At 46.0% G+C, this 24,945-nt stretch carries 21 protein-coding genes, 1 tRNA gene and 1 pseudogene; 14 read left to right on the forward strand and 9 right to left on the reverse strand.

What is annotated here, in order from left to right; translation table 11 throughout:
• Positions 1–112: 112 nt before the first annotated feature.
• The 3 genes and pseudogenes from NDI34_RS22930 to NDI34_RS22940 form a co-directional block, all read right to left on the reverse strand.
• Positions 113–1,054 (reverse strand): annotated as a pseudogene (locus NDI34_RS22930) (ferrochelatase); the annotation flags it as partial.
• Positions 1,055–1,299: 245 nt separating this feature from the next.
• Positions 1,300–1,635: a hypothetical protein gene (locus tag NDI34_RS22935; protein ID WP_348233939.1), complete on the reverse strand. Its 336-nt coding sequence runs from the start codon at positions 1,633–1,635 to the stop codon at positions 1,300–1,302.
• A 39-nt stretch (positions 1,636–1,674) separates the two neighbouring features.
• Entirely contained in the window at positions 1,675–1,815 is a 141-nt protein-coding gene (locus tag NDI34_RS22940; protein WP_190675253.1) for a hypothetical protein, read from the reverse strand.
• Positions 1,816–2,236: 421 nt separating this feature from the next.
• Here NDI34_RS22940 and NDI34_RS22945 point away from each other — a divergent pair, with 421 nt between their 5' ends.
• Complete coding sequence (locus NDI34_RS22945; RefSeq protein WP_348233951.1) at positions 2,237–2,791, forward strand: hypothetical protein; 555 nt, start codon at positions 2,237–2,239, stop codon at positions 2,789–2,791.
• 60 nt (positions 2,792–2,851) lie between these two features.
• Here the strand turns inward: NDI34_RS22945 and rsmG are convergent, their stop codons facing one another.
• A complete protein-coding gene (gene rsmG / locus NDI34_RS22950; protein ID WP_199299663.1) occupies positions 2,852–3,622 on the reverse strand; it encodes a 16S rRNA (guanine(527)-N(7))-methyltransferase RsmG in 771 nt (256 codons plus the stop codon).
• Positions 3,623–3,699: 77 nt separating this feature from the next.
• On the reverse strand, positions 3,700–4,374 hold the full coding sequence (locus NDI34_RS22955; RefSeq protein ID WP_190415984.1) for an ABC transporter ATP-binding protein: 675 nt from the start codon (positions 4,372–4,374) through the stop codon (positions 3,700–3,702).
• A gap of 519 nt (positions 4,375–4,893) precedes the next feature.
• On the opposite strand from NDI34_RS22955, the gene NDI34_RS22960 reads away from it, so the two are divergent.
• The 3 genes from NDI34_RS22960 to NDI34_RS22970 all read left to right on the forward strand — a co-directional run bounded on the left by NDI34_RS22960 (position 4,894) and on the right by NDI34_RS22970 (position 6,816).
• Positions 4,894–5,796 carry a Sll0314/Alr1548 family TPR repeat-containing protein gene (locus NDI34_RS22960; protein WP_190416001.1) on the forward strand — a complete coding sequence of 301 codons (903 nt, stop codon included), beginning with the start codon at positions 4,894–4,896 and terminating at the stop codon, positions 5,794–5,796.
• Between the two features lie 127 nt (positions 5,797–5,923).
• A complete protein-coding gene (locus tag NDI34_RS22965) occupies positions 5,924–6,379 on the forward strand; it encodes a DUF3531 family protein (RefSeq protein ID WP_348233940.1) in 456 nt (151 codons plus the stop codon).
• A gap of 8 nt (positions 6,380–6,387) precedes the next feature.
• A complete protein-coding gene (locus NDI34_RS22970) occupies positions 6,388–6,816 on the forward strand; it encodes an NUDIX hydrolase (RefSeq protein WP_190415986.1) in 429 nt (142 codons plus the stop codon).
• Positions 6,817–6,883: 67 nt separating this feature from the next.
• Here NDI34_RS22970 and NDI34_RS22975 read toward each other — a convergent pair whose 3' ends face one another.
• Positions 6,884–7,876 carry a ribose-phosphate pyrophosphokinase gene (locus NDI34_RS22975; protein WP_190415987.1) on the reverse strand — a complete coding sequence of 331 codons (993 nt, stop codon included), beginning with the start codon at positions 7,874–7,876 and terminating at the stop codon, positions 6,884–6,886.
• A gap of 585 nt (positions 7,877–8,461) precedes the next feature.
• Here NDI34_RS22975 and NDI34_RS22980 point away from each other — a divergent pair.
• From NDI34_RS22980 to NDI34_RS23020, 9 genes are all read left to right on the forward strand, one after another.
• On the forward strand, positions 8,462–10,489 hold the full coding sequence (locus tag NDI34_RS22980) for a protein kinase (RefSeq protein WP_348233941.1): 2,028 nt from the start codon (positions 8,462–8,464) through the stop codon (positions 10,487–10,489).
• A 105-nt stretch (positions 10,490–10,594) separates the two neighbouring features.
• A complete protein-coding gene (gene bioD, locus NDI34_RS22985) occupies positions 10,595–11,275 on the forward strand; it encodes a dethiobiotin synthase (protein WP_348233952.1) in 681 nt (226 codons plus the stop codon).
• 105 nt (positions 11,276–11,380) lie between these two features.
• Positions 11,381–12,601 carry a M20 family metallopeptidase gene (locus NDI34_RS22990; protein WP_348233942.1) on the forward strand — a complete coding sequence of 407 codons (1,221 nt, stop codon included), beginning with the start codon at positions 11,381–11,383 and terminating at the stop codon, positions 12,599–12,601.
• Between the two features lie 103 nt (positions 12,602–12,704).
• Complete coding sequence (locus tag NDI34_RS22995) at positions 12,705–13,517, forward strand: hypothetical protein (RefSeq protein ID WP_348233943.1); 813 nt, start codon at positions 12,705–12,707, stop codon at positions 13,515–13,517.
• A 114-nt stretch (positions 13,518–13,631) separates the two neighbouring features.
• On the forward strand, positions 13,632–14,855 hold the full coding sequence (locus tag NDI34_RS23000; protein ID WP_348233944.1) for an ABC transporter substrate-binding protein: 1,224 nt from the start codon (positions 13,632–13,634) through the stop codon (positions 14,853–14,855).
• A 37-nt stretch (positions 14,856–14,892) separates the two neighbouring features.
• Complete coding sequence (locus NDI34_RS23005) at positions 14,893–15,843, forward strand: branched-chain amino acid ABC transporter permease (protein WP_190416003.1); 951 nt, start codon at positions 14,893–14,895, stop codon at positions 15,841–15,843.
• 64 nt (positions 15,844–15,907) lie between these two features.
• Entirely contained in the window at positions 15,908–16,834 is a 927-nt protein-coding gene (locus NDI34_RS23010) for a branched-chain amino acid ABC transporter permease (protein ID WP_348233945.1), read from the forward strand.
• Positions 16,831–17,643 carry an ABC transporter ATP-binding protein gene (locus NDI34_RS23015; protein ID WP_348233946.1) on the forward strand — a complete coding sequence of 271 codons (813 nt, stop codon included), beginning with the start codon at positions 16,831–16,833 and terminating at the stop codon, positions 17,641–17,643. Before NDI34_RS23010 ends, NDI34_RS23015 begins: the two co-directional genes overlap by 4 nt.
• 15 nt (positions 17,644–17,658) lie before the next feature.
• Positions 17,659–18,411, forward strand: a complete 753-nt coding sequence (locus tag NDI34_RS23020) for an ABC transporter ATP-binding protein (RefSeq protein ID WP_348233947.1) — start codon at positions 17,659–17,661, stop codon at positions 18,409–18,411.
• Positions 18,412–18,674: 263 nt separating this feature from the next.
• Here the strand turns inward: NDI34_RS23020 and NDI34_RS23025 are convergent, their stop codons facing one another.
• On the reverse strand, positions 18,675–19,277 hold the full coding sequence (locus NDI34_RS23025; RefSeq protein ID WP_348233948.1) for a glutathione binding-like protein: 603 nt from the start codon (positions 19,275–19,277) through the stop codon (positions 18,675–18,677).
• Between the two features lie 156 nt (positions 19,278–19,433).
• Here NDI34_RS23025 and selD point away from each other — a divergent pair, with 156 nt between their 5' ends.
• Positions 19,434–21,722 carry a selenide, water dikinase SelD gene (gene selD / locus NDI34_RS23030; protein ID WP_348233949.1) on the forward strand — a complete coding sequence of 763 codons (2,289 nt, stop codon included), beginning with the start codon at positions 19,434–19,436 and terminating at the stop codon, positions 21,720–21,722.
• A gap of 6 nt (positions 21,723–21,728) precedes the next feature.
• On the opposite strand, the gene NDI34_RS23035 is transcribed toward selD, so the two are convergent.
• Positions 21,729–21,815 (reverse strand) — tRNA-Ser (locus NDI34_RS23035).
• 666 nt (positions 21,816–22,481) lie between these two features.
• Complete coding sequence (locus tag NDI34_RS23040; protein WP_348233950.1) at positions 22,482–24,761, reverse strand: ComEC/Rec2 family competence protein; 2,280 nt, start codon at positions 24,759–24,761, stop codon at positions 22,482–22,484.
• Positions 24,762–24,945 lie beyond the last annotated feature (184 nt).

Genomic DNA, 24,945 nt, shown 5'->3' on the forward strand with positions numbered 1-24,945 from the left:
CATCGACAGAGCAAAAAAGTTCTTCTAGACTAAGCATGGGACGAGCCTGTAAAGCTGTTGTGTGATGACTTTTAGCTTACTCGCTTGTCCCCTCCTTATCCCGAACTCAGGTTAAGTTATGCAGGATGTGGTCTACATCTAGCAGAGTTTCGTGATTCTCAGTAGCAAAGCCAATCGGCATGAAAACAACCGAGGTAGCACCCAGCAGAATTAGATTTTCAGCAGCTTGGGTAGCATTGGGTTGAGTCCATTCAATCAGAGGAGTGTCATGGTTGAGCCAACCCACTGAAATCAGCGGATATTTATTGATCAGCTTCTCTCTAACTCTCTCGTAGAGTGCCTCACTTTCAGTGATGCCAGAGGTAAATCCTTTGGCTTTGTGAGGGCAACCGTGGTTCATCAACACGATGGCAGTTTGGGAGGGCAGGTGCGCGACTGCTAAATCGCGGGCAATTTTCTCCTCTACTAGACTCGCTAACAACTCGATGTAGGCGGGTTCGTTGTAGAAGGAGGGAATATAGCGCTGTCCTTTAATCCAATGTTCGCTACCGTCAGAGAGTTTGGAAAGGGCGTTATTTACTTGCTCGACCGCAATCCCGCTGGTAAAGATAGAATCTACTACTAAGAGCGGGTAGATCAGCAGTTTGTCAAAACCCTGCTCTTTGATTTCAGCAAGAACCTGTTCGGGAAGGAAGGGAGCGCAGAAGTTAAAGGCTTTGAAAACTTTAACGCGATCGCCCCATTTTTCTTGTAGATTTTTTTCTATCCCCGCCCGTTGCTGTTCAAAGATTGCGTTGTGGGGGGAAATAAAATGATCGTGCTGGTGGTTCCACTCGTGCAGGTCAAAGATTGCCAAAAGCTTTGCGAGTGGTGGATAAATCCAGGTGGGTACCGGCGCAAACTTAGCGGTGAGTAGATTTAAAGCTTGTTCGTTGTAGTTGGCAAAGTCGTCGTAGCTTTCTACTTCGCCATAGCCCATCAGCAATACGGCTACGCGGTCGTTACCTGTGGCTGAATCGTTATTTTGTTGAAGTTTTTCTGGGGTGGCTACCAAGTCGCGTTCCTCAACTTGAATGGTGTCTACATCAGAGTGGAAACTGAGGCGATCGCGTTGTCGTACAGATTCAATCCCCTCAAAGCACCACTCCTTTTTTAGGTTAACATCCCCTATGGGGGGATTAAGGTAAAAAATTTAGTAGTTAGATAATATTGCAGCGAGTTTTGAGGCGCGATTCATCCATCCAATGATTGATGTCAGGAGCGAGCAATCGGGCGAAGAGCTGCATCTAGTGGCATACGCTAACGCGATCGCGTCCTTGCGCCTTCGCTTTGTAAAGTGCCGCATCCGCCGCATGAATGACTGCCTCTCCCGTATTGCCGTGAATCGGGAAGTTTTGTTTTTGTAAATTTTCGTACAGCGATAAATCGGCTAGCGCTAGGGCAAGATTTTCTGCGACTGTCACTGGTTATACCCCAGCGCACATTAAATTCTGGATCTACCCATTCAATCGCTTGATAGCCGCTGAAGTGCTGAATATTAAGCGTTGCATCTGCTTCCCAATTTTGCTGAGATGGCTTCCCCGCATTTTCCCAGCGCTTTGCCATGCGAACCAGTGCTAAAAATCGCTCTTCCATTTCCCCAGTGAGTTCGATTTTTATACTCTCGGCTTCCAGTCAATTTTCTGCTGAATGCGATCGCTCTCCAGTGCTTCTAGTCCTTGCCAGAGACACAGTGCCGCAATCGAAACCCCGATGCCAACAAGGAAGGGCAGCCGTCACGACGCCACCGCATATCCTCTGTAAGCGAACAGCCATAAGGGAATACACTTAGCGCGCTAGATTTCGCTGAAGCGCTGTTATCTTCTTGTGTCTCATTTGCTAAGTGTTTCCTGAATCCAACAGAACGTGTTGGGATTGTGTTCAGAAATTCCGCCACTGCCACGTACAGCCACCATATTTTTTCACTTCTTGTCACATACACTTCTTGCCACCTATAAGTGCAACATAATAGCGACAGGCAGTTTATGTCTTCAGCTAAAGAGCGTAAGTCCAGATTTACTAATCGTTGAAATCATAGATTCTGCTGGGAACCCGCTAACAACTAGCTACACCCTGAATTGAAACCTTTAAAAGTCTTTCTAAGATTTTTTATATCTGAAGATCGATGTTTTGTCTGTAAGATATTTTCATAATTCAACTGATGCTCGTCATCATTTGCCCCTAACCCTTAGAAATGATGAGCGTCATTATTTGCCCAGGTATCCACGATCCAGCGCTAACGCAGAGTTTTCTGGAAGAATTACAGCCAAAAAAGAGAGAGAAGCTGTTGATTTTTCCGGTTCAAGAATTCGCCGCTTACTCAGCGGCTGATATTTACAATTATTTGCGCGTAAATCTTGGTTCGCCCAATCTACAAGCATTGCCACTAATCTTTATTAGCTTCAGTGCCGGTGTTGTGGGTGCAATTGGAGCGGCTTGGCTGTGGCAGCTATCGGGAGGAACGGTTAAAGCTTTGATTGCGCTAGATGGCTGGGGTATGCCTTTGTCAGGTAACTTTCCCATCCATCGACTCAGTCACGATTACTTTACACACTGGAGTTCAGCGGTACTGGGAAGTGGCGAAGAGAGTTTCTATGCCGATCCGCCAGTAGAGCATTTAGAATTATGGCGATCGCCTCAAACTGCACAAGGTTGGTGGGTAAGTTCAGTAAAGGGAAAAGCGGAAACGCGAACCTACACCACAGCCGCTGAGTTTTTAGCCAGTCTGTTGCAGCGTTACGAGAATGGATAATATCGAATCTGGTTGATGACCCACAAATACGAAAAAACCCCACCCTGCCATCGCCTGCGGCTAAAGTGGCTTTTGAGCAGGTAAGCCGACAGTGCGCGGAAATTCCCTCGGCGTGGGTGCCACTTTGCGGAGATAAAGACAGTGGCGATCGCTATGACTACAAGGAGTCGTAAACCCTTCTATCGACTCAATGACACCACCCAATTGCACAAGCGCTGGTTGTAGAGCATTGGTTTCTTCTTCTGTCCACTGTCCTCGATAGAGGATGGCTAAGCCACCGGGTTTTAGTAACGGGAGGGCATATTCTGCACAGACAGATGCTGTGGCGACGGCTCTCACCAGTGCCAAGTCGTAAGAAGCTCGATGCTGGGGATGTTGACCAATTTCTTCGGCTCTACCAGTCAAAGTAGCAGCATTTTGAATCCCCATCTGGTCGATCAGAGTTTCTAAAAACGCGATTTTTTTGCGCGTGGCATCCAGTAAAGTGACGGTGCAATGGCTGAGGGCGATCGCAATGGGAATCCCCGGAAATCCTCCTCCAGTCCCAATATCGATAGCGCGTTCGACGGAGGGAAGGGACAAGCGATCGCTTGTCCCTTCCGAATGGGAGGATAGCAGGGGTGCAATTCCTCGCAGAGAATCCCACAGATGTTTTTCCCAAAACTCTGTCGGTTCGGTGATGCGAGTTAAATTTAGCTGGCGGTTTCCTACCAAAATTAGCTCGTAAAGGCGCTGAAATTGTTGCCTCTGTTCGGCTTCCGGCTGCCAGCCTAATGTTTGCTGCCAGATGTCTGCCATTTCCGGCAATATTAGCGTCTCAATCTCACCCATGACCGCCAACCTTCAACTTTTTAAATTTGTGAATTACCCTTCGGGAAAGGGTTCGCCCTACAACCGCCCAAACCCATTTAAGCTGCTGGTTGCGGCTCAATTACTTTAGCTTCCAATGACGCTGGTTCCACCGATTGCAATTCTCCGTGGTTAATTGTCCAGCATCGATCGGCGATCGCTAACAAATCACCCGCATCGTGAGTGACAACCAACAGTGTCCAATGGGTTTTGAGTTTTGCTAATAAACTAACTAGCTGACGCCGCATTGACCAATCTAGGCCAGCGGTGGGTTCATCCAACAACAGCAAATGAGGTTGGCGAATTAACTGCACTGCTAGAGCAAGGCGTCGCTGTTGACCTCCACTCAAGGAATGCGGTGAGGTATGCAACGGCAGATGTGCCAGATTTACTTCTTGCAGAGCTTCCGTGACTTTTTCCGATCCCAACTCTGGATGCCCCATCCGCAGTTCTTCTAAAATTGTCCCGCCACAAAAATGCCGCTCTGGAAATTGAAACACTAATCCTCCCAACTGTTGCAGATGTTCGGGAGTCAGTTCTTGGTCTCGCCAATAGAGGGCACCATCCGTTTTTTCCGCCAGACCTGCGAGAATTTCTAAAAATGTGCTTTTGCCAGAGCCACTTGGGCCGATGACAAGACCCAGATTGTTCGGTGCCAGTTCTAAATTAAGGGCCTTTAGAATCGCAGTAGGGGCAGCCGGGGGGTGATAAGTCAGGTTTTTGAGATAGAGCATTAATTACCCGAATAGAAAATAGAAAGCGAACTCGTCAAGGCATCCAGTTGGGAACAAAAAAGCCTTCTTTAATTTTGACTTAAATTATTCGGCACAAGAAAAACTGAACGAAACCTGTTTTTTATCAAAACAAATTTTATCCGCAATTCCGGATCTCTTTATTTCTACTTTTATCCTTGGCATTTAAAAAAAATTAACTAAATTTTTCCGGAACCTGGAATTTAGTAAAGGCGTCAAACGCATTTAACTCTCTTTATCTAGAAGTGACTAATTATACACTTGTTGTTTCTAAATGTTGAGCCGAAGGGCGATGGTAACAGAATATTTTCTGGCGTTACTAGATAGCATTTAACATTGGAGACAGCATTCACTCAAGCGTAAGGTTTTGTGAGGATGACGATAATGGATCGATTTTCGGTTCCGAAGCAGATTGTTTCTGCGATCGCAAATACACCCGCGATTTGCTCTAAGCCTTTGATCGCGCCAGCGTCTGCACGTTTTGCTCTGCTCGCATCGCTGATGGCAGTCAGCGTTTGGTCTAGCCCTAGTCTAGCGGATGACCCTTTTCGCTCTAGCAACCCTCGGAATATCGGAGACAGTACAGAAGCTGCTTTCAAGGCAATCTTTGAAAAGGGAAACTATCTAGAAGCAAAGCGTTACCTACAGCAAGCGGAAACGCAGGAACCCAACGAACCCCTAGCATACGCAATGAAGGCGTCTCTCACCTACTCCTCTATTGACTGGAAAGGGGAAAGTGCGGAGAGCAAGCAACAAAAACAAGCTTTGTTAGATGAGTTTAAATTATACGCGGACAAGACGCTGCAAACGGCTGAGAAGCTCACAGCAAGCGATCCCTTGCGGGGAAATCTCTACACCGCAGTAGGTCATTTTTTACAAGGCGCTCATACGATTGCGATCGCGAATCGAGATGCAATCAAAAGTGGTCCGCAAGCTTTGAGTAAATTGCAGCAGGTATTTGAATACCTCGATAAAGCTGAAAAGGTAGCACCTGATGACGCAGAACTCAACTTGCTCAAGGGGTATATGGATTTGATGATTGCGGTGAATTTGCCATTTTCCAACCCCAATCAAGCGATTGAACGCTTAGAAAAAGCAAGTCCGTCTTATTTGGCTTATCGAGGGATTGCCGTCGGCTATCGGGACTTGAAGAAGTACGATAAGGCGTGGGAATTTGCGGAGAAGGCAAGTCAAATCACGCCAAATAACCCAGAATTGTTCTATCTCAAGGGGCAGATCCTGGTTGAGCAAGGGAAGAAGAAAAACAATAACCAAGATTTGATCAAGCGAGCGGTGGAGAATTTTGACAAAGCGATCGCAAAAGAAGCCCAACTCCCGGCGAACGTCGTCAAACAGCTGAAGCGAGAACGCGATAAAGCACAACGCCGGATTACGGGAGGATAAAGCCTAAAAGGATGAAGTATAAACGATAGGATGAAAGAAAGGATGAAATGAGTTTGCGGTTCCAAAACAATGGATTGAAGCCGATTTCTCGAATTTCATCCTTTACACTTTATACTTCACAGTTGATATGCAGGTAGTGTTCCGCGAGTTTAACCCTTTCGATCTGTGGGTCTGGCTGGAGTTCAGCATGGTTCCCTCGGAGATGGAAAAGCAGTATGTCGAGGAGGTGTTTAACTCCTGGTTCTTCTTGGGGAAATTGGGAGGATTTAATGCAGAAAATCTCCAAGTCCAGGATACGGGTTTAGATATCAGCTACATGGACTACGATTCTGACGCAGCGGATAACACGATGGTCTCGCTCATGCATAATATGGGCGAGTTTGAGTACGAAGGGGGATGGGCACGGTGCTGGCTCGATCTAGGAACCAGTGATGCGATCGCGCTTGATATCCTGATCAACTCTCTCAACCAGCTGAACAACGAATACGTGAGAATTGAACGTTTGTACATTGGCGGCGAAAATGAAGACTGGCCCGTTGAGGGTAGCGAAAGTCGGGCTGCCTTTAGTTACAACGAAAATTGACAAAAACGATGCACAAATCAGGTGAAATTCGGGTGCTTGCCTTGGGGCTGATTCGGAACGACGAGCGCATTTTTATTTCCGAAGGCTATGACCCCGTTAAGCAAAATACATTTTATCGCGCCTTAGGGGGCGGCGTTGACTTTGGAGAAACCAGCCTCGAAGCACTGCAACGAGAATTTCAAGAAGAAATCCAGGCTGAATTAACGAATATTCGATATCTTGGCTGTATCGAAAATTTGTTTACTTTCAACGGTAAGCCTGGTCACGAAATCATTCAACTGTATCAATGTGATTTTGTCGATCCCAAGCTTTATCAGATTGAACGAACAATTTTTGCTGAAGGCGATCGCCAAAAAGCGGCACTTTGGGTAGAAATTAATCGTTTTACATCTGGCGAGTTGCGATTAGTCCCAGGAGAATTTTTGCATTACTTGTAATCTTGTAGGGACATGGCATTGCCATGTCCCTAGACCTAAAAAAACTACATCCCTCGCGGATTAAGATTTATCGGAACATACTGCTGACAGAACTATCTTCGTGAACCCGCCAAATAGTTTCGCCCAGCACATTGGCGACCGAAAGAACCGTCAGTTGTTTAAATCTATCTGCTTCGGGGACTGGGATGGTGTTGGTGACAATCACCTCTTCAAATATCCCGCTTGAGAGCCGCTCAATCGCGGGTGGAGAGAAAACTGCATGGGTAGCACAGGCATATACCTGCCTAGCGCCTTCTTTGCGTAACAACCGAGCGCCCTCTGAAATGGTGCCGCCGGTGTCAATCATATCGTCTACTAAGACGGCTGTTTTGCCTTCGACATCGCCAATCAGATTCATTACTTCTGCTACGTTATGCGCTTGCCGACGCTTATCAATAATCGCCAACGGCGCATCGTTCAGCTTTTTCGCAAACGCTCTAGCTCTAGCCACACCACCTACATCCGGTGAAACAACAACCAAGTCAGATAGTTGCTTGTTTGCCAGGTAATTGATGAGGGCGGGTGAGCCGTAGACGTGATCGAAGGGAATATCAAAGTATCCCTGAATCTGGGCTGAGTGCAAATCCATCGCCAAAATCCGGCTGGCTCCAGCCTCGGTGATCAGATTTGCAACCAGTTTGGCAGTAATAGATTCGCGTCCCGCTGTTTTGCGGTCGGCTCTCGCATAGCCATAATAAGGAATGACTGCGGTAATTTGTCGAGCCGAGGCGCGGCGACAGGCGTCAACCATGATCAGCAATTCCATCAAGTGATCGTTCACCGGATGGCAAGTGGGTTGAATTAAGTAGACGTCACACCCTCGAATCGATTCTTGAATTTGAATGTAAAGCTCTCCATCAGCAAACCGCTTGCGAACCATTGGTCCCAAGTCCATGCCTAGATAGCGAGCAACTTCCTGAGAGAGGGGTATATTAGCAGAGCCGGAAAACAGTCGCAGACGATTGTTATCTGCTATTTGTGGCAGCGTAGGCTGAAGCGATATAGTGGGAGAACGGAGCACAGCAGACCCTCAAGAGCTACTTCGATCGCAATCTTATCATTGTCACCGAAAAGACTTATCAAATTTATTTGTTAAGAAGGGATGAATATCTAAATCACTGGTTACAGAATATCTAAAAAATTGCTCTATAGACAAGAATTAGAAAGTTTTAGTCTTAAGTTTGAGAACCTAACTCTTCAATGCAGGTTTCTCAGGTATGAGCCTCTCAGTAAAATGCCTTAGTTTTTTATAATCTTAAGTAAATTGTCAAGACGATGTCTCCGTATTTCTCCTGATAAAACATAAACTTTAGATCGCATAGGCAAGTCAAATATACAGATTTCCAGACAAATGCTTTGATAATAAATAATTTTTTAACAAATAGAAAGCAAAGTAAAAATACATTAAGGGAACGCGATCGCTTTTACTCGCATCGAAAAGTACGACTGATGGCTGCGGCGATTGACCCAGCTTCCAATCAGGCAAGATTGCAAGCTGATGGAACAGCTCTCGACCGCTTTTGCCAAAATAGATCCAAAAAGGTAAGGTAGCATAGCTTTGTCATAAATTGCATCTTGAAAAGCCCTTCTTCCCTAGTCCTTATTTATGCAACCCCCGATTGTCATTGGAACGATTCTACAAAACCGCTACCGCTTGATCGGTATTCTCGGTCAGGGAGGGTTCGGACGAACGTATCTAGCAGAAGACCAGGGGCGCTTTAGCGAACGATGTGCCTTAAAGGAATTAATTCCTGCTCAAGAATCAGCTTATGCACTGGAGAAAGCAAGGGAACTGTTTCAGCGAGAGGCGACGACTCTTTACCAAATCCAGCACCCGCAGATTCCCCAGTTTCGGGCTACTTTTGAGCAAGATCAGCGGTTGTTCCTAGTGCAGGACTATGTGGAGGGGAAGACTTATCGGATGCTGCTTGATGAGCGTCGGAGTCAAGGCAACACTTTCTCGGAGGCAGAAGTGGTGCAATTTCTGCGGCAGTTGTTGCCCGTCTTAGCGCACATCCATGTTAAAGGGATTATTCATCGGGATATTGCGCCGGACAATATTATTTTACGGGAGAGCGATCGCTTACCTGTGCTGATCGATTTCGGCGTGGTTAAGGAGCTGGCAACTCGGTTTCAGCTACCAGATGTTACCAGACCAATCGCGACAACGGTCGGGAAACCCGGTTATGCCCCCAGCGAACAAATACAGGCAGGGCAAGCTTACCCTAGCAGCGACCTCTACGCTTTAGCGGCGACGGCTGCGGTAATGCTCACAGGCAAAGAGCCAGCAGAATTGCTGGATGCGACTCAGCTAACGTGGCAATGGCGCAGGTGGGCGAACGTCAGCGATGGGTTCGCTCAAGTATTGAATCGGATGTTAAGTTATCGACCGGGCGATCGCTACCAATCAGCTGGAGAGGTTGTACAAGCACTCCAATCTCTGACGAATACAACCGCCGCTCTTCAACCGCCACCCGCAACTTTTCAACCTCCACCACCGATCCAACCGCCACCCGCAACTTTTCAACCTCCACCAGCGACTTTTCAACCTCCACCTGCTAACCCGCAACCGTCAGCTCCCAGCCCCCAACCGCCCCGTCCGACTACTTCCCAAGTACAAACAGTAGCGGTAGGACGCCGACCCGATCCGGTGACACCTAACCAAAATACTCCTGGCAACCCGGTCAATCCGAATGCCGCCCGTCCAACTCGACCCGATCCAGTGATTCCCGAACCGCGCCGCTCGACTTGGGAAGATCCTTGGGCTGTCTTCGCAGTTGTAATCAGTCTTGCTTTATTAGCTGGACTGGGTTCTTGGGCGTTAGTCAGTTTTGTGATTAATCGGCAGCCTCAACCAGATCCAACGCCGATAGTTTCTGACACACCAACACGAACGCCCACACCAACGCCAACGCCCACACCAACGCCAACGCCCACACCCAGCTTAGAACCAGTAGCGTACAGTCAGCGCCTAAACTTAGTACCCGGTCAAACGCTGAATAAACAAGGAAATCTCAAAGGAAACGAAACTCTGAATTACATCATTCGTGGAGAACAAGATCAACAATTAAATTCCTTGCTGAATGACGAAGGCGTGTTAATGACGGTGTTGGGACCCGATCAAAACCCAATTAGTAACAATGCTAGGCGAGTCCGAAGTTGGACAGGAACGCTTCCCTTTACCGGCAATTACACCATTCAGCTAAGTCCGATCAAGGGGTTGCCTCAGAGCGACTATAACTTACAGATTAGCCTTGCGAACCCAGTCCCAACGCCAACGCCGACACCCACACCCACTCCGACACCTACTCCTACTCCCACTCCTCCCGCCGGTCAATTTGATACTCAACCGATTACCTTCCCTCCCGGCGAACCGGCTGTGCAGGTTTCGGCTCGAACCAGTCCGCAGCGCATTAAGCGTTACTTGGTAAATGTGCAACAAGGGCAGGTACTGAAGGCGGACATTCAACCAGGTGGGGCAACTTTAGATATTCGGTATCCCGATGGCACTCTCGTGGAAGATGCCTCTGGCGTTTTGTCTTGGCAGGCTCAGGTGCCTCGCGCTGGAAATTATCAAATTGATGTAATTGCGCCAGAGGATACACCCTTTACGCTAGATATTAGTGTTCGGTAATGGGTAATCGATGGTGGGTAAACCTTAGAAGATGGATTTCCAACTTTACAAGCTTCCAACTTCTACTGACAACTGACGAGTGACAACTGACGAGTGACAACTACTTTGAACGCGCTACTAATTACTGGAACCGATACGGACGCTGGGAAAACAGTTTTGACTGCGGCTTTGGCAGCTTATTGGCAGATGTATTGTCCTGCCAAAAGCTTAGGGATGATGAAGCCAATTCAGTCGGGAACTGGGGATAGAGAACTTTACAATCAGTTATTTTCTCTCAATCAATCTTTAGAGGAAATTAATCCGTTGTACTTCCAGGCACCGTTAGCGCCTCCCATCGCCGCTGAACGGGAAGGAAGGAGTGTTGACTTAAGAAAAGCTTGGCAAGCGTTTGAAAATCTGCGGCGTCAGCGAGATTTTGTGCTGATAGAAGCATTGGGAGGATTGGGTTCGCCGGTTACGCACGAACTCACGGTAGCGGATTTGGCTAGGGATTGGGGGTTGCCAACGGTATTAGTGGTGCCGGTAAGATTAGGAGCGATCGCCCAAGCGGTTGCGAATGTTGCCCTCTCTCGTCAGTCGGGTGTCCACCTCAAAGGCATCGTCCTGAATTGCGTTCAACCTCGTACCGAACAAGAAATCGCCGATTGGTGTCCAATCGATTTGATTGAGTCTTTCACCAATACCCCAGTTTTTGGGATTCTGCCCAATCTGAGCGACCTCAGCGATCTCGGTAAACTCGCTCAAGTTGCGTCAGATTTAGATATAGAGCGATTGATGCCACTTTAACCAAAATTCAAAGATAACCAAGGGTAGGGAGTCAAGTTCTGGCGATACACCGCCCTACCCGATTAATTCCTTCACGTCATCATAAATTTTTGGAGTCTGAATAAGATGTTTGCTACTTCTTTAAGCCCTCTTTCTGTTGATTCATCTCGGATTCGACCGGAAATTCAAGCATTGCAGCCGATGCTGGTGGAGTTGCGGCGGCGGCTGCATCAGCGCCCTGAATTAGGCTTTCGAGAGCATTTAACTGCCGAGTTAGTTTCCCAAAAACTGCAAGAATGGGGAATTGAACATGAAACTGGCATTGCAAATACTGGAATTGTTGCCACAATTACTGGTAATAAACCCGGTAAAGTGTTGGCAATTCGGGCCGATATGGATGCCCTGCCGATTCAAGAAGAGAATGATGTGCCTTATCGGTCGCAGCATGATGGAGTGATGCACGCTTGCGGTCATGATGGACATACAGCGATCGCTCTCTCGACGGCTTACTATCTCTCTGAGCATCGCGATGACTTTGCTGGCACTGTAAAAATTATCTTCCAACCCGCTGAGGAAGGGCCAGGAGGTGCCAAGCCGATGATTGAAGCCGGTGTCTTACAAAATCCCCAGGTGGATGGGATTATCGGGCTGCATTTATGGAATAATCTGCCTCTCGGCACTGTGGGAGTCCGTACAGGTGCTTTGATGGCAGCAACAGAAGGTTTTCGCTGCACGATTCAAGGCAAAGGCGGACACGGGGCGATTCCTCATCAAACAGTTGATTCAATTTTAGTCAGCGCTCATATTGTTACTGCCTTGCAGACAATTGTGGCTCGAAATGTCTCGCCCCTAGAGTCCGCCGTCGTTACCGTCGGGGAACTTCATGCAGGCAAAGCGCTTAACGTAATTGCTGATACGGCTTTCTTCACGGGTACTGTGAGATATTTTAATCCGGTTCTAGGAGAACTTATTCCGCAACGGATCGAGCAGATTATTGCGGGTATTTGTCAAAGCCACGGTGCCACTTATCAACTGGACTACAAGCGGCTTTATCCTCCGGTGATTAATGATGCCAAGATGGCGGAACTCGTGCGTTCTGTAGCGGAAGGGGTGGTAGAAACTCCGATTGGAATTGTGCCAGAATGCCAAACAATGGGCGGCGAAGATATGTCTTTCTTTTTGCAAGCGTTGCCCGGTTGCTATTTCTTTTTGGGTTCGGCGAATGTAGAAAAAGAGTTAGCGTATCCGCACCATCATCCGCGATTTAATTTTGATGAAACAGCACTGGAGATGGGTGTTGAGATATTTGTCAGGTGTGTTGAGAAATTTTGCAGAGTGGAGGATTGAAGGCTTGTCAGGGTGAAGGTTTAAAGGATCGTTTGAGTCTGTAATTGCTAACCTGCTAACCTGAAACTCGCTGGCAATCTTTCTTCAATCCCATGAGGTGCTGATGACTTCTCAACTGCCAAATTTAACTGATTTGCAACAGGCACAGCAAGCGATCGCAGACTTCGAGCAATCCAGCGCCCCCAGTGTTTGGTCGAGTTTGGATAAACAGCAAGTTATTGCTGATATGCGATCGCGTCTAATCGATCCCTTTCAAGTAAATCAAGGGGGACAACCCTTTTGCGGGCCAGCATCGATTGTATTTGAGCTGGTTCGCAAACAGCCCCTCAAATACGTACAAATTTGCCGCAGTTTATTTGAAATCGGCGGTTTTCAAGCGAGAAATCGATATATCCAAGCATCGCCCAGACTGCGCCAAAGCCAAGGCAGACTGCGGATGGGGATGGCAGATTGGATGCTATTGTCAACCTTGCGCGAATCAGAAAACCTGATTTTTCCAGTCGAACCCAACGCCCCCAACATCATTCGGAATCTGGGCGGGATGACGAAATCATGGGAGATGAAAGGCTGGGTGAAAGAAGTGCTGGGCTATCGTCAATTTAAATACGCCCATACCTATATTTATGGCGAATTTGATGCGATGCGCGAAGCCGCAGAAGTCATCGCCAGCGGTGGCGTTGCGTTTGCCTTGGTGACGGCGGAAGGGTTACTCAGCAACAAACCACCCCTGCTGCCTTACCCGACTCACTGGATTTCTCTATTAGGCAATATTGTGATTCAACCGGGTAAACCTTGGCACCACGATAGCGGACATATCAGCTTCGACATCTACACTTGGGCAAGAAAGATGCACGTAGATGTGGCTGAAGGGCCATTCGAGGATTATTTTTGGGGAATTGTCATGGGAAGAATGTAAAATTCTCAAGGAATATTTCATACCTTAGTAGGTAGACACAAAAAAACCGAAAATATAGATAGAAAGCCGGTTTGAAAAAAACAGCCTTCTAAAATATCTACAATCTACTGAGTTATGAAACGACCTGCTGTGCGAACCTCTGCCGTATTTCTTACCGTTGCATTCTTACTGTCAGCCTGCACCCAAACGAACCCTGTGGGCACAAACCCCACTACTGCCCCTTCAGCAGCCCCAAGTTCATCTAGTGCCATTCCGATTGGGATTGCCTTAGCGCAAACCAGTAACGTCGCTCTCCTCGGTCAGGAAGGCATTGCGGGTGCCAAAATTGCCGAGAAATACTTTAATGACAAAGGTGGTATTGACGGCACCCCGATTAAATTGATTGTTCAGGACACAGGTGGAGAGGAAGCCGGAGCGATCAATGCCTTTCAAACCCTAATTAGTCAGAATAAAGTTGTCGGCATTGTTGGACCAACTCTTTCGCAGCAAGCATTTAGTGCCGACCCCATTGCAGAGAGAACCAAAGTGCCAGTTATTGGAGCATCCAACACTGCTAAAGGAATTCCAGAGATTGGAGATTATGTTGCTCGTGTCTCAGCACCCGTTTCCATTGTCGCTCCTCTCTCGCTAAAAGCAGCCCTCAAGCTTAACCCAAATATCAAGAAAGTTGCGGTATTTTACGCTCAGAATGATGCATTTAGTAAGTCGGAGACAGAAATTTTTCAGCAAACAGTTAAAGACCAGAAACTTGATTTAGTAACGGTACAAAAGTTCCAGACGAGCGATACGGACTTTCAAACGCAAACCACCAATACTATTAACTTAAAACCCGATTTAGTGATTATTTCTGGACTAGCGGCAGACGGAGGAAACTTGGTTCGCCAACTGCGGGAATTGGGTTATAAAGGTACTATTGTTGGGGGCAATGGATTTAATACTTCCAATATATTTAATGTGTGTAAAGTTCTCTGCGATGGAGTTCTCGTTGCACAAGCTTATAGCCCTGAATACTCTAGTGAGGTGAACACTGCTTTCCGCACCGCTTATATCAATCAATATAAAAAAGAACCACCGCAATTTAGTGCCCAAGCCTTTGCAGCGGTTCAAGTGTATGCAGAGGCTCTAAAAGCTTTAAATCAGAAAACCAAAATTAGCACCATGCCTCTGCCGCAACTGCGTACAGAACTGAACAAGCAGTTGCTAGCTGGTACGTACCAGACGCCACTAGGTGAGATTGGCTTTACGCCAGTAGGTGATGTCAAACAAAAAGAATTCTACGTCGCACAGCTCAAGGTAGATGCAGACGGAAATAATGGTAAATTCGCTTTAGTTAAATAACTTTAGGGTGGGCAAAGCCCACCCTAATAAAAAATATATGGATATCACTCTGTTTTTACAACAATTCCTAAACGGTTTATCTATTGGCAGTGTTTACGCAATTTTCGCTTTGGGATACACTCTAATTTTTTCTATTTTAGGGATTATTAATTTTGCTCATGGGGCACTCTTTACTTTAGGAGCGTACTTCACTTATGCCCTGATGGGAGGAACATTTGGATTTAACGGATTATTTGCAAATGCAAGTTTACCGATAAAGCTTCCATTTGCACTAGCATTAATTTTAGGGAGTACGCTGGCTGGTTTGGTTGGGGTTGGAATTGAGCGTGTTGCTTTTCGACCTTTGCGACGTAAAGGCTCTGATCCTCTGTTGACGGTAGTTTCTAGCCTTGGTGTAGCCTTAGTAATTGTAAATTTAATCCAGTATTTGGTGGGAGCAGAAAGTTATAGTTTTCCTGCAAATACTTACGGTAACTTGCCTCCTTCTATCAACTTTGGTACGGGAGAAAACCCAATTCCTATTCGTAGCGTTCAAATTGTAATTTTTAGTGTATGTGTAATAATTTTGGCGATCCTCACTTATTGCATAAATCGTACTAAATTCGGTAAGGCGATGAAAGCTGTAGCTGAAGATCCGATAACTGCTAGTTTGCTAGGGATCAATACCGACTTCTTTATTGTCCTGACGTTTTTCGTCAGCAGTTTCTTAGCTGGATTGGCAGGGACTTTAGTAGGGTCTAGTGTAAGTATCGCTGGACCCTACTTGGGTATTGCATTTGGACTAAAGGGTTTAGCTGTTATTGTACTAGGTGGTTTAGGAAGTATTCCTGGTGCCGTCTTGGGAGGTTTAGCGATCGGACTTGTGGAGGCATTTGTCCCTTCAGATTATTCTGCTTATAAGGATGCGTTTGCTTTTGGAATACTATTCATAATGCTGATAGTTAGACCTCAGGGTTTGCTGGGGCGTCGCCTGATTCAAAAAGTATAGTTATTGGAATGTGAAATGTAAAACTAAATATTGCTCGTTAATTTTTTATTTTTGATGTGTTGCAATGAATGATTTTTTGAACACTTATGGATCGCTGATCGTTTCTATGGTGTTAGGGGCACTGCTAGGATTGTCGTTGTACCTGCCCCTAATGACTGGACAGTTATCTCTAGCTAGTCCTGGTTTTTATGCGCTAGGCGGATATATTGCAGCGATTCTATCTACTCAAGTATTTCGCGTTAGTGGCGGTTTATTCCCGATTCCGCTGCTGTTATTGGAGATGCTGGTTGCTGGTATAGTCTCTGGCATATTGGGCGTTATGGTGGGGATTCCGGCGCTGCGGTTGCGGGGGATCTATTTAGCGATCGCTACCATTGCCTTTGTAGAAGTTTTGCGCGTCTTATCGCTAAATTTGGATATCACTGGCGGCGCTGTCGGTATTTTTGGCATCCCCCAACCTTTCCACACCCCTATCGAGTATTTGTGGATAGCGTTTCCTTTACTAATCATTAGTATGGTCTTGCTTTATCGACTTGAACGAATTCGGGCAGGAAGGGCATTTACAGCAATTCGAGAAGATGAATTAGCTGCGGGGGCGATGGGAATTAACCCAACTTACTACAAGGTTTTAGCTTTTACCCTGGGCGCGATTTTGGCAGGAATCGCTGGGGCAGTTAGCGCCCATTTTCTTAATACCTGGAACGCCCGCCAAGGCACCTTTGATGCCAGTATTGTTTATTTAACTTCTGTCTTAATTGGTGGAACTAGAACTTTTGTAGGACCTGTATTGGGTGGTATGGTATTTACAGCTTTGCCGGAAATATTAAGGGGAATTGCAGATACTAGCGGTTTACCTACCTGGTTAGCAGGATTCCTCCGAGATGGTCGCTTGATTATTTTTGGGTTCCTAATAGTTGTGGGAACGATATTTTTCCCACAAGGCTTGGTGACGCCAGAATTGTTTAAGAGAAAAATGAAGAATAAAGCATGAAGGATGAAATTTCACCTTTAAAACTTGACACTTTGCCCTGTCTGGAAGCGAAAGCACTAATGCGCCAGTTTGGTGGCTTAGTAGCGGTGAATAATGTATCTTTCACGGTTCATAAAAATGAGATTTTTGGTTTAATTGGCCCCAATGGTGCTGGTAAAACTACACTATTTAATCTGATGACTGGGTTAATCCGGCCTTCCAGCGGGCAATTAGTCTATCAAGGCGAGGAAATTTCCCAGCGCCCTCCCCATCAAATCGCTGCTAAAGGTATCGCCAGAACTTTTCAAAATATTCGCTTATTTGGTAATCTTTCGGCTCTGGAAAATGTGATGATTGCGCGGCATATTCATAATAAGGGCGCTAATATTCTATCTACTCTGTTAACTGGGCTGTTGAGTTTACCATCAGCGTCTAGGCGAGAACAGTTAAATAAACAAAAAGCGATCGCGTTATTGGATATGGTGGGATTAGGCGATCGCGCTGAAGAAAAAGCTCGAAATTTTCCTTATGGGGATCAGCGTCGGTTAGAAATTGCCAGAGCGCTAGCGTTAGAACCGCAAATTCTAATGCTAGATGAGCCTGCTGCTGGGATGAATCCTAGCGAAAAACACCAATTAAGCGAATTTATCCGAGAAATCCGCCAACAGTTTAACTTGACGGTAATCTTAATTGAACATCACGTGCCGCTGGTAATGGGATTATGCGATCGCATTGCCGTGTTAAATTTTGGTAAGTTAATTGCTTTGGGCGAACCATCGGTCATCAGAAACGATCCGTCTGTCATTGAAGCTTATTTAGGAAATGAATGAGGGCTTTAAACGTTGATGAACGCTGATAAATCCAGAGAATCAGGGGGTGGGCAAGAAAAGTTTACCCTGCTAGAACTTAAAAATATTTTTGTTAATTATGGTGGAATTCAAGCTTTAAACGATATTAGCCTGACTGTCAATAACGGCGAGGTTGTCACTCTTATCGGTGCCAACGGTGCTGGAAAAAGTACTACCCTCCGCGCTATCTCTAAGATAATTAATCCTAGGATTGGTAGCATTATTTACAGCGGTCGCAATATTACTCATCGCCAACCTCATGAAGTAGTGCGGCTAGGCATTGCTCATTCTCCAGAAGGACGTAGAGTATTAGCACGACAAACTGTTTTTGATAACTTAGAATTAGGTGCTTATATCCACTCCAACCAGGAAGTCGTAAGGGCTGATATTGATCGTCAATTTGAGATGTTTCCACGTCTTAAAGAACGTCGCAATCAACTTGCTGGGACACTCAGCGGTGGCGAACAGCAAATGTTAGCGATCGCTCGTGCTTTGATGAGCCGTCCAAAACTGTTACTACTAGATGAGCCAAGCTTGGGTCTTGCTCCTGCAATTGTCAGAGAAATTTTTTCCATTATTCAAAATCTCCGCGATACAGGAGTAACCATCCTTTTAGTTGAGCAAAACGCTAATCTGGCTCTTGAAGTTTCTGATAGAGGATATGTACTTGAAGCTGGTTGCATCACCTTGACCGGAAAATCTTCTGACTTGCTTAAGGATGAGCGGGTTATGAAGGCTTATTTGGGATGATTTAAGATATTTTTTACTTTCATTTGAAGATTTATTTTTGTTTATATTTGAGCGAAAATAAGAGCAATAAATTAAATAATAAAGCTGTCCAAAATTTGGATAAATATAAAAACTAATGGGAGCTATCTTACCGATTTTGGATCTATAGTTGATAACCCTTTCTTGCCTGATGGTTAGTATAGGCGATCGCCTATACTTAAAATAAATAGGTGGGCACTGCCCACCTTACTCCTTTACATTTTGCTTTTTAACTTTTGCTTTCTTTATGGAACTGCCATCCCGCGCTGTACGGCTGGACGCTGCTGAATTGTTTCAAACCAGCGCTTAAGATTTGGATGATTATCTAGTGTTAAACCTTGAAATTCATAGCTAGCAACCCAAGGAAATGTGGCAATATCGGCAATCGAGTATTCATTGCAGATAAATTCCCGATCTGCCAACTGTTTGTCTAAGACACCGTAAAGCCGTAGGGTCTCTTTCTCATATCGCTCAATTGCGTAAGGAATCTTTTCTGGGGCAAACTTCTTAAAATGGTTTAACTGACCAAACATTGGCCCGACGCTTCCCATTTGGAGCATCAGCCACTCCAGTACTTGAAAGCGAGCTTTTTGTTCTTTAGGTAAGAATTTTCCAGTTTTCTCTCCTAAATAGATCAGGATAGCACCCGACTCAAAAACCGTCATGCCAGTATCTTGGTCAACAATCGCGGGAATCTTGCTATTCGGATTAATTGCTACAAATTCTGGCGTAAATTGCTCTCCCTTCGTGATGTCAATCTTATGGACGTTGTAAGGAAGCTCGACTTCCTCCAACATGACAGAAGCCTTGCGCCCGTTCGGTGTCGTGAAGGTATAAAGGTCAATCATGAGGTTAGATGTTCAGTTTTGCCGTTCCACAAGGTAGTGTAACTTGAAAATTGAGGGCGCGATACGTGCTACGCACTTTGTCAGCTCTGAATTAATTACCACGATCTATAGGGATAGCATCTCGTTACTCTGGAAAATTTAAACACTAGCTTTTCGATGCAGGTAATATCTCCGATTGTTAAAGATTTAGTGCTGATTGGTGGCGGACACAGTCATGCCATTGTGTTGAAAATGCTTGGCATGAAACCACTACCAGGAGTACGCCTGACGCTGATTACAGACACTTCTCATACGCCCTATTCTGGTATGTTGCCCGGTCATGTGGCAGGTTTTTATGACTACGATGAAAGTCACATCGATCTGCGTCGTCTTGCCCAATTCGCCCAAGCACAATTTTATCTTGACCGAGCGATTGGTCTAGATTTGGAAAATAATAAAGTCATCTGTGCTAACCATCCAGATGTTGCATTTGATCTGTTATCAATTGATATCGGCAGTACCCCAGCCACAATATCTATACCAGGTGCAGCGGAGTACGCTATTCCAGCTAAACCCGTAGCAAAATTATTAAGTGAATGGGATCATCTGCTGAAAAGTGTTGCAGAAACGCCTGAGAAACCGATACAACTTAGCATTGTGGGTGGAGGTGCTGGTGGAGTGGAACTGGCACTGGCAATGCAATCTCGCCTGCATCAATTTTTTGAGCATTCCCAGCAGTTTCCAGAAAATCTAGAAATCCATCTATTCCATAGCGGTGTTGAGCTTTTACCGAACTATAACCCCTGGGTGGGTCGGCGTCTCCAGAAAATTTTGATCCAGCGTGGGGTTGAGTTGCATTTAGGGGAAAAGGTGTGTGAAGTTCAACCGCACAAGGTTATTTGTGAGTCTGGTTTAGTGGTTGAATGCGCTAGCGAGGGGACTCCTGCTGAGTGTCGCGTTTTTTGGGTAACACAAGCATCGGCACCTCGTTGGCTGCAAGCCTCTGGATTGGCTACCGATACTAAAGGCTTTATCCAGGTAGATGATACTTTGCGATCGCTCTCTCATTCCCAAGTATTTGCCGCAGGTGATATTGCCACGATGATTCATCATCCCCGTCCCAAAGCGGGAGTTTTTGCGGTACGTCAGGGGAAGCCACTGTTTAACAACCTGCGACGGACGCTACTAGGGAAACCACTCAAGCCGTACAAGCCGCAGAAACAATATCTTAGTTTAATTGGTACAGGGGATAAAAATGCGATCGCTTCTTGGGGCGCTTTCGGCTGCGAATCCCGCTTGTTTTGGCACTGGAAAGATCGCATCGACCGCCAATTTATGGCACGCTTCCACAACTTGCCGGAAATGTCAGCCGTTACCCAACAACCAATCCCCAAACCTCAATCCCCAACCCCTAACCCGCCAATGCGTTGCGCTGGTTGCGGTTCTAAAGTCGGTAGTACAACATTAGAACGAGTCCTACACCGCATTAAATTAGAACACCCTGAAGTTGGTAATCGTGAAGATATTTTAATTGGACTTGATGCACCAGATGATGCTGCCGTAGTCAAGGTGCCAGTAGATCAAGTGATGGTTCATACCCTAGACTATTTCCGAAGTCTAATTAATGACCCGTTTATCTTTGCTCAAATTAGCGCTAATCATTGCTTAAGCGATATTTTTGCAATGGGTGCTACTCCTCAGAGTGCGCTGGCAATTGCCACTATTCCCTACGCCTGGGAAGAAAAGCAGGAGGAAACCCTTTATCAACTGTTATCGGGTGCTGCTAAAGTGCTGCAACAGTCGCAAACACCTCTGGTAGGCGGACACACCACAGAAGGAGCAGAACTAACTTTTGGTTTATCCTGTAACGGCTTAGCCTATCCCAATCAGCTGCTACGAAAAGGCGGTATGAAGCCGGGGCAAGTGCTAATTTTGACCAAAGCGCTAGGAACGGGAACTCTATTTGCTGCACAGATGCGCTTGCAAGCAAAAGGGCGGTGGATTGATGATGCTGTCAAGTCGATGATGCTGTCAAATCAAGCAGCAGCTAAGTGTTTATTAAAACATGGAGTTACTGCCTGTACGGATATTACAGGATTTGGATTGCTGGGGCATTTACTGGAAATGATCAAAGCATCTCAGGTGGCGGTGGAGTTCAATTTAGAAGCTATCCCAGTTCTAGAAGGTGCCTTGGAAACGCTGCAAATGGGAATTGTGAGTTCTTTACACCCGCAGAATTTACGAGCATCCCGCCAGATTAGCAATTTATCAGCAGTTAGCGATCGCGCTACTTACTCTCTTCTATTCGATCCGCAAACCTCTGGCGGACTCTTAGCTGCGATTCCAGATGAACGCGCTGATGCTTGTGTCGCCTCACTCAAAACCTTGGGATATACCCACAGCCAGATAATTGGTCGTGTGATGCCACCAAATCAAGGCGTTCAGCCCATCTCACTAATTGTCTGAATTCAACGGAGAGGAGAGGATTTGAACCTCCGGTGACGTTGCCGCCACAACTGATTTCGAGTCAGTCGCATTCAACCACTCTGCCACCTCTCCAAGCGCTATCTTTATTAACCTTTGGTTAATAACTCAGCATTATCAGTATATACCAAATTCCGCCAATCTCTTCTGCCCAACGAATAATTTCCAGTAAAGCATCATCCCGCGACTTGAGGTAATCGTCACTGCATATCCATTTATTATCAAGGCAGGTTGAGTAGTTTCCATTCTAGAGAGGATTCTAAAAAACATTATTGGCATCGGGTAGAGGCTTTCGGTAAATAAGCTATCGAAAAAAATGTCGGAAAAAATATAAATTCTCGCTGAAATACTTCTTCTCCCCCTAAAACCGTATAAATACGGGGGTCATTTGTTTGATTGCAGGTGAATACTTTAAAAGTAAAATTGTTTCGCGTCAAGCCTCAATCATCTTTTGAATCGGTAATGCCCAACAGTGCTTTGGAAAAGCTTGTTTCTCAAATCTCCTAAACGGTTATAAAAAAGGCTCAATAGACCTCTTGCATGAATTAGGAAGAGGAGGCAAGCTCAAAGTCGATAATGGCAGCAATCAAGTTGAAGCGTTACCGAAATCGACGCAGGCGCTTTCGGTAACGCTCTGCCAGGAGCAGAAAATCTTATTGTCTCAATCGGGGTAGTCTGAGTGCTAGGTCAGTTATCTATTTAAGCTTTACCTCTACAGCCGGAAAATATAACTCCCTATTCCTAATAGCTCATACCGACATCGTTTTCCGTTGCTTCCAGCGTTGTCTCAAACCCACCACTAGGAGTCCACTGGACTGCTCCATCACGCTCGGTTGTATAGACTTGGGTTTTGATTTTTCGCAGCTCTTGCGTCGTTTCTGGATCGATAGTTGCGGAGGCGGCGATCGCTACCTTGGGTTGCATCTTATGCAATATATCAGCTTGTAAATTTTCTCCAGACCACCAAAGCACCTGGGCTGGAGGTAATTGTTTCAGAAGCGCTAACTTTCTTTCCTTTTCCTCTGGCTTAAAATTTCCCACCACTAACCAAATCTGGTTGCCGATTTGTAGTTGCACTACTGGTGGTTGGCTACTAATTAACTTGATGACTGAAGCTCCAATTGGTACACTCTGACCAACTGGCAAAGCTTGAGTTGGAATCTTCACGCCTAGAGTCGAAAGTTTACCAATAGAAGCAGTGTTAGCATAAAAGCTTGACACTGGGAGCCGTTCCAAAATTTTAGGCCAGCCACTTCTAGAACTAAGTTGAGAATCTGTTACCACAGCCCAGTCAATTTGATTGACGCCCTGCTGTTGTAAAAAAGGTAGCACAGTAAAATTAGCAGTACTATCATCCCCACTATTAACCAGGGTGACTTCTCCTTTGTCTTGAATCACCAAAACTGGCTCTCCCGGCGTAGAAAGCACCGTGACTCGAAATAAAGTTGCTTTTGTCTGCCAAACTGGGACAACCACTAAACTGGCAGCAATTAGACCCGCAAACCACCAACGCCGACGCCACCATTTGCTCAGCGAAGCCAGAGCAATTAGTCCGTATAGAGCTAACAGTTGCAAAATAGAGATGGTACCGACAGCAACAGAATTTCCTGGTAACTGGGAAAAAAATTCCACTAGCAGAATCAGCCCTTGGGATGGGTAATAGAGCAACCAAGCCAAGGCACTGCCAGCTAAGGGCCAGATCAATGATGCTAAGGCGCTGATAATTCCACCAATACTAATGATGGAGATTAAAGGAGTGCTGATTATGTTTGCCAGGATGCTGTAAGGAGATACTAGACCGAAGACATAAAGTTGTAGGGGTAAAACCCACGGAAAAACGGCTATCGGAAGCGCAATCAAAGATGCGATCGCGGGTGGTAACCAATCCAGCCATTTTGTAACCGTAGGTACTGCAACTAATAATCCTAGGGTGGCTAAAAAACTCAGTTGAAAACCTAAATCCCAAATCCATAGGGGATTAAACAGCAACAAGAGAGTGGCAGCAAGTAGGAGCGAACCCAGCGGCTTTACCTTTCGTTCCATCGCCAAAGCAATTAAAGCTCCGACACCCATCACTCCAGCTCGAACCACAGAAGGCTGCAACCCCGTTAAACCTACAAAAACAAGTAGGGCAGTGAACCCAATGATAAATTGCGATCGCACGGAAAAACGCTGCGTTAGAGCCACCACCACACCCAGAATCAAAGAAATTTGAAACCCAGACGCTGCAAGGGCATGAGCTAAACCACTCTGGATAAATTTATTGCGAACATCGTAGGGTAAATCTACCGCCTGATTCCCCAACACCATCGAACTGACCAGCTGACCCTCTGGACTGCCTAACCAACGTACTTGAGATTGAATGATCCGCCGCCGGATAGTCCAAAATCCCCAGGGACGTTTTTCTGGTTCATTAACAAAGCTAACTTGACGTCCGCTGAGACCGGCAAACCCACCTTCTCTTTTTAGGTAAGCTTGAAAGTCAAAGGCTCCTGGATTGGCAGCAGGCTTAGGTTTATACAAGACTCCAGTTACTGCTATTTCTTGACCTGGATATAAACCCGTCGCTTGCAGTAATGGCAAAGTCACGTATAACTTACCAGTTACCCCTTGGCTGACATCAGCAGGTTTGTTGTTGCCGTTCTTGACCTCATTTAATTTTGTCGCTTCCAGCCAAAACTGCGATCGCTGACTTTGCGTCAGACGGGGTGGAGTTGCAATCTTGCCTTGAACAGTTACAACCTGCTCTTGGCCTCTAATATTTTGGGCAGACACAAACTTGCTAATGTTATTCGCCGCTGGTTGCGGCATTCGCATTTGAAAATAAAGTGCCGCTAGCAACCCAACAATTCCAGCCACCAGCCACACCCTCGCTTTCGGGCCTGTTCGCCAAAATCGGGGCAAGACAACAGCTGCCCCAATCCCTAAGGCTAGTATTCCGTACTTCCCCCAGGGCAATCCCGTAGAAAGCAAGCCCAGAATATAAGCCAAACTTAAAATGACGCCATTGGCTAAGTTCATTAGATAGTCAAACTTATCTCAAGCTCAGTACAGCGTGCAGAAACAGCATACACATTGCTGTGCTTCCTAAGTAACCTGAGTTCGGGTTAAGCCGAAGGGAGGAAAAACGCATTGATATTGAGAGAGGGCTTCTTAGGCTGATGGCAATAGGCAATTAATCCACAGACCAAATTCACCAAGAAAT

The organism is Trichocoleus sp. DQ-U1, assembly GCF_039961925.1.
Taxonomy (GTDB): Bacteria; Cyanobacteriota; Cyanobacteriia; order Cyanobacteriales; family FACHB-T130; genus FACHB-T130.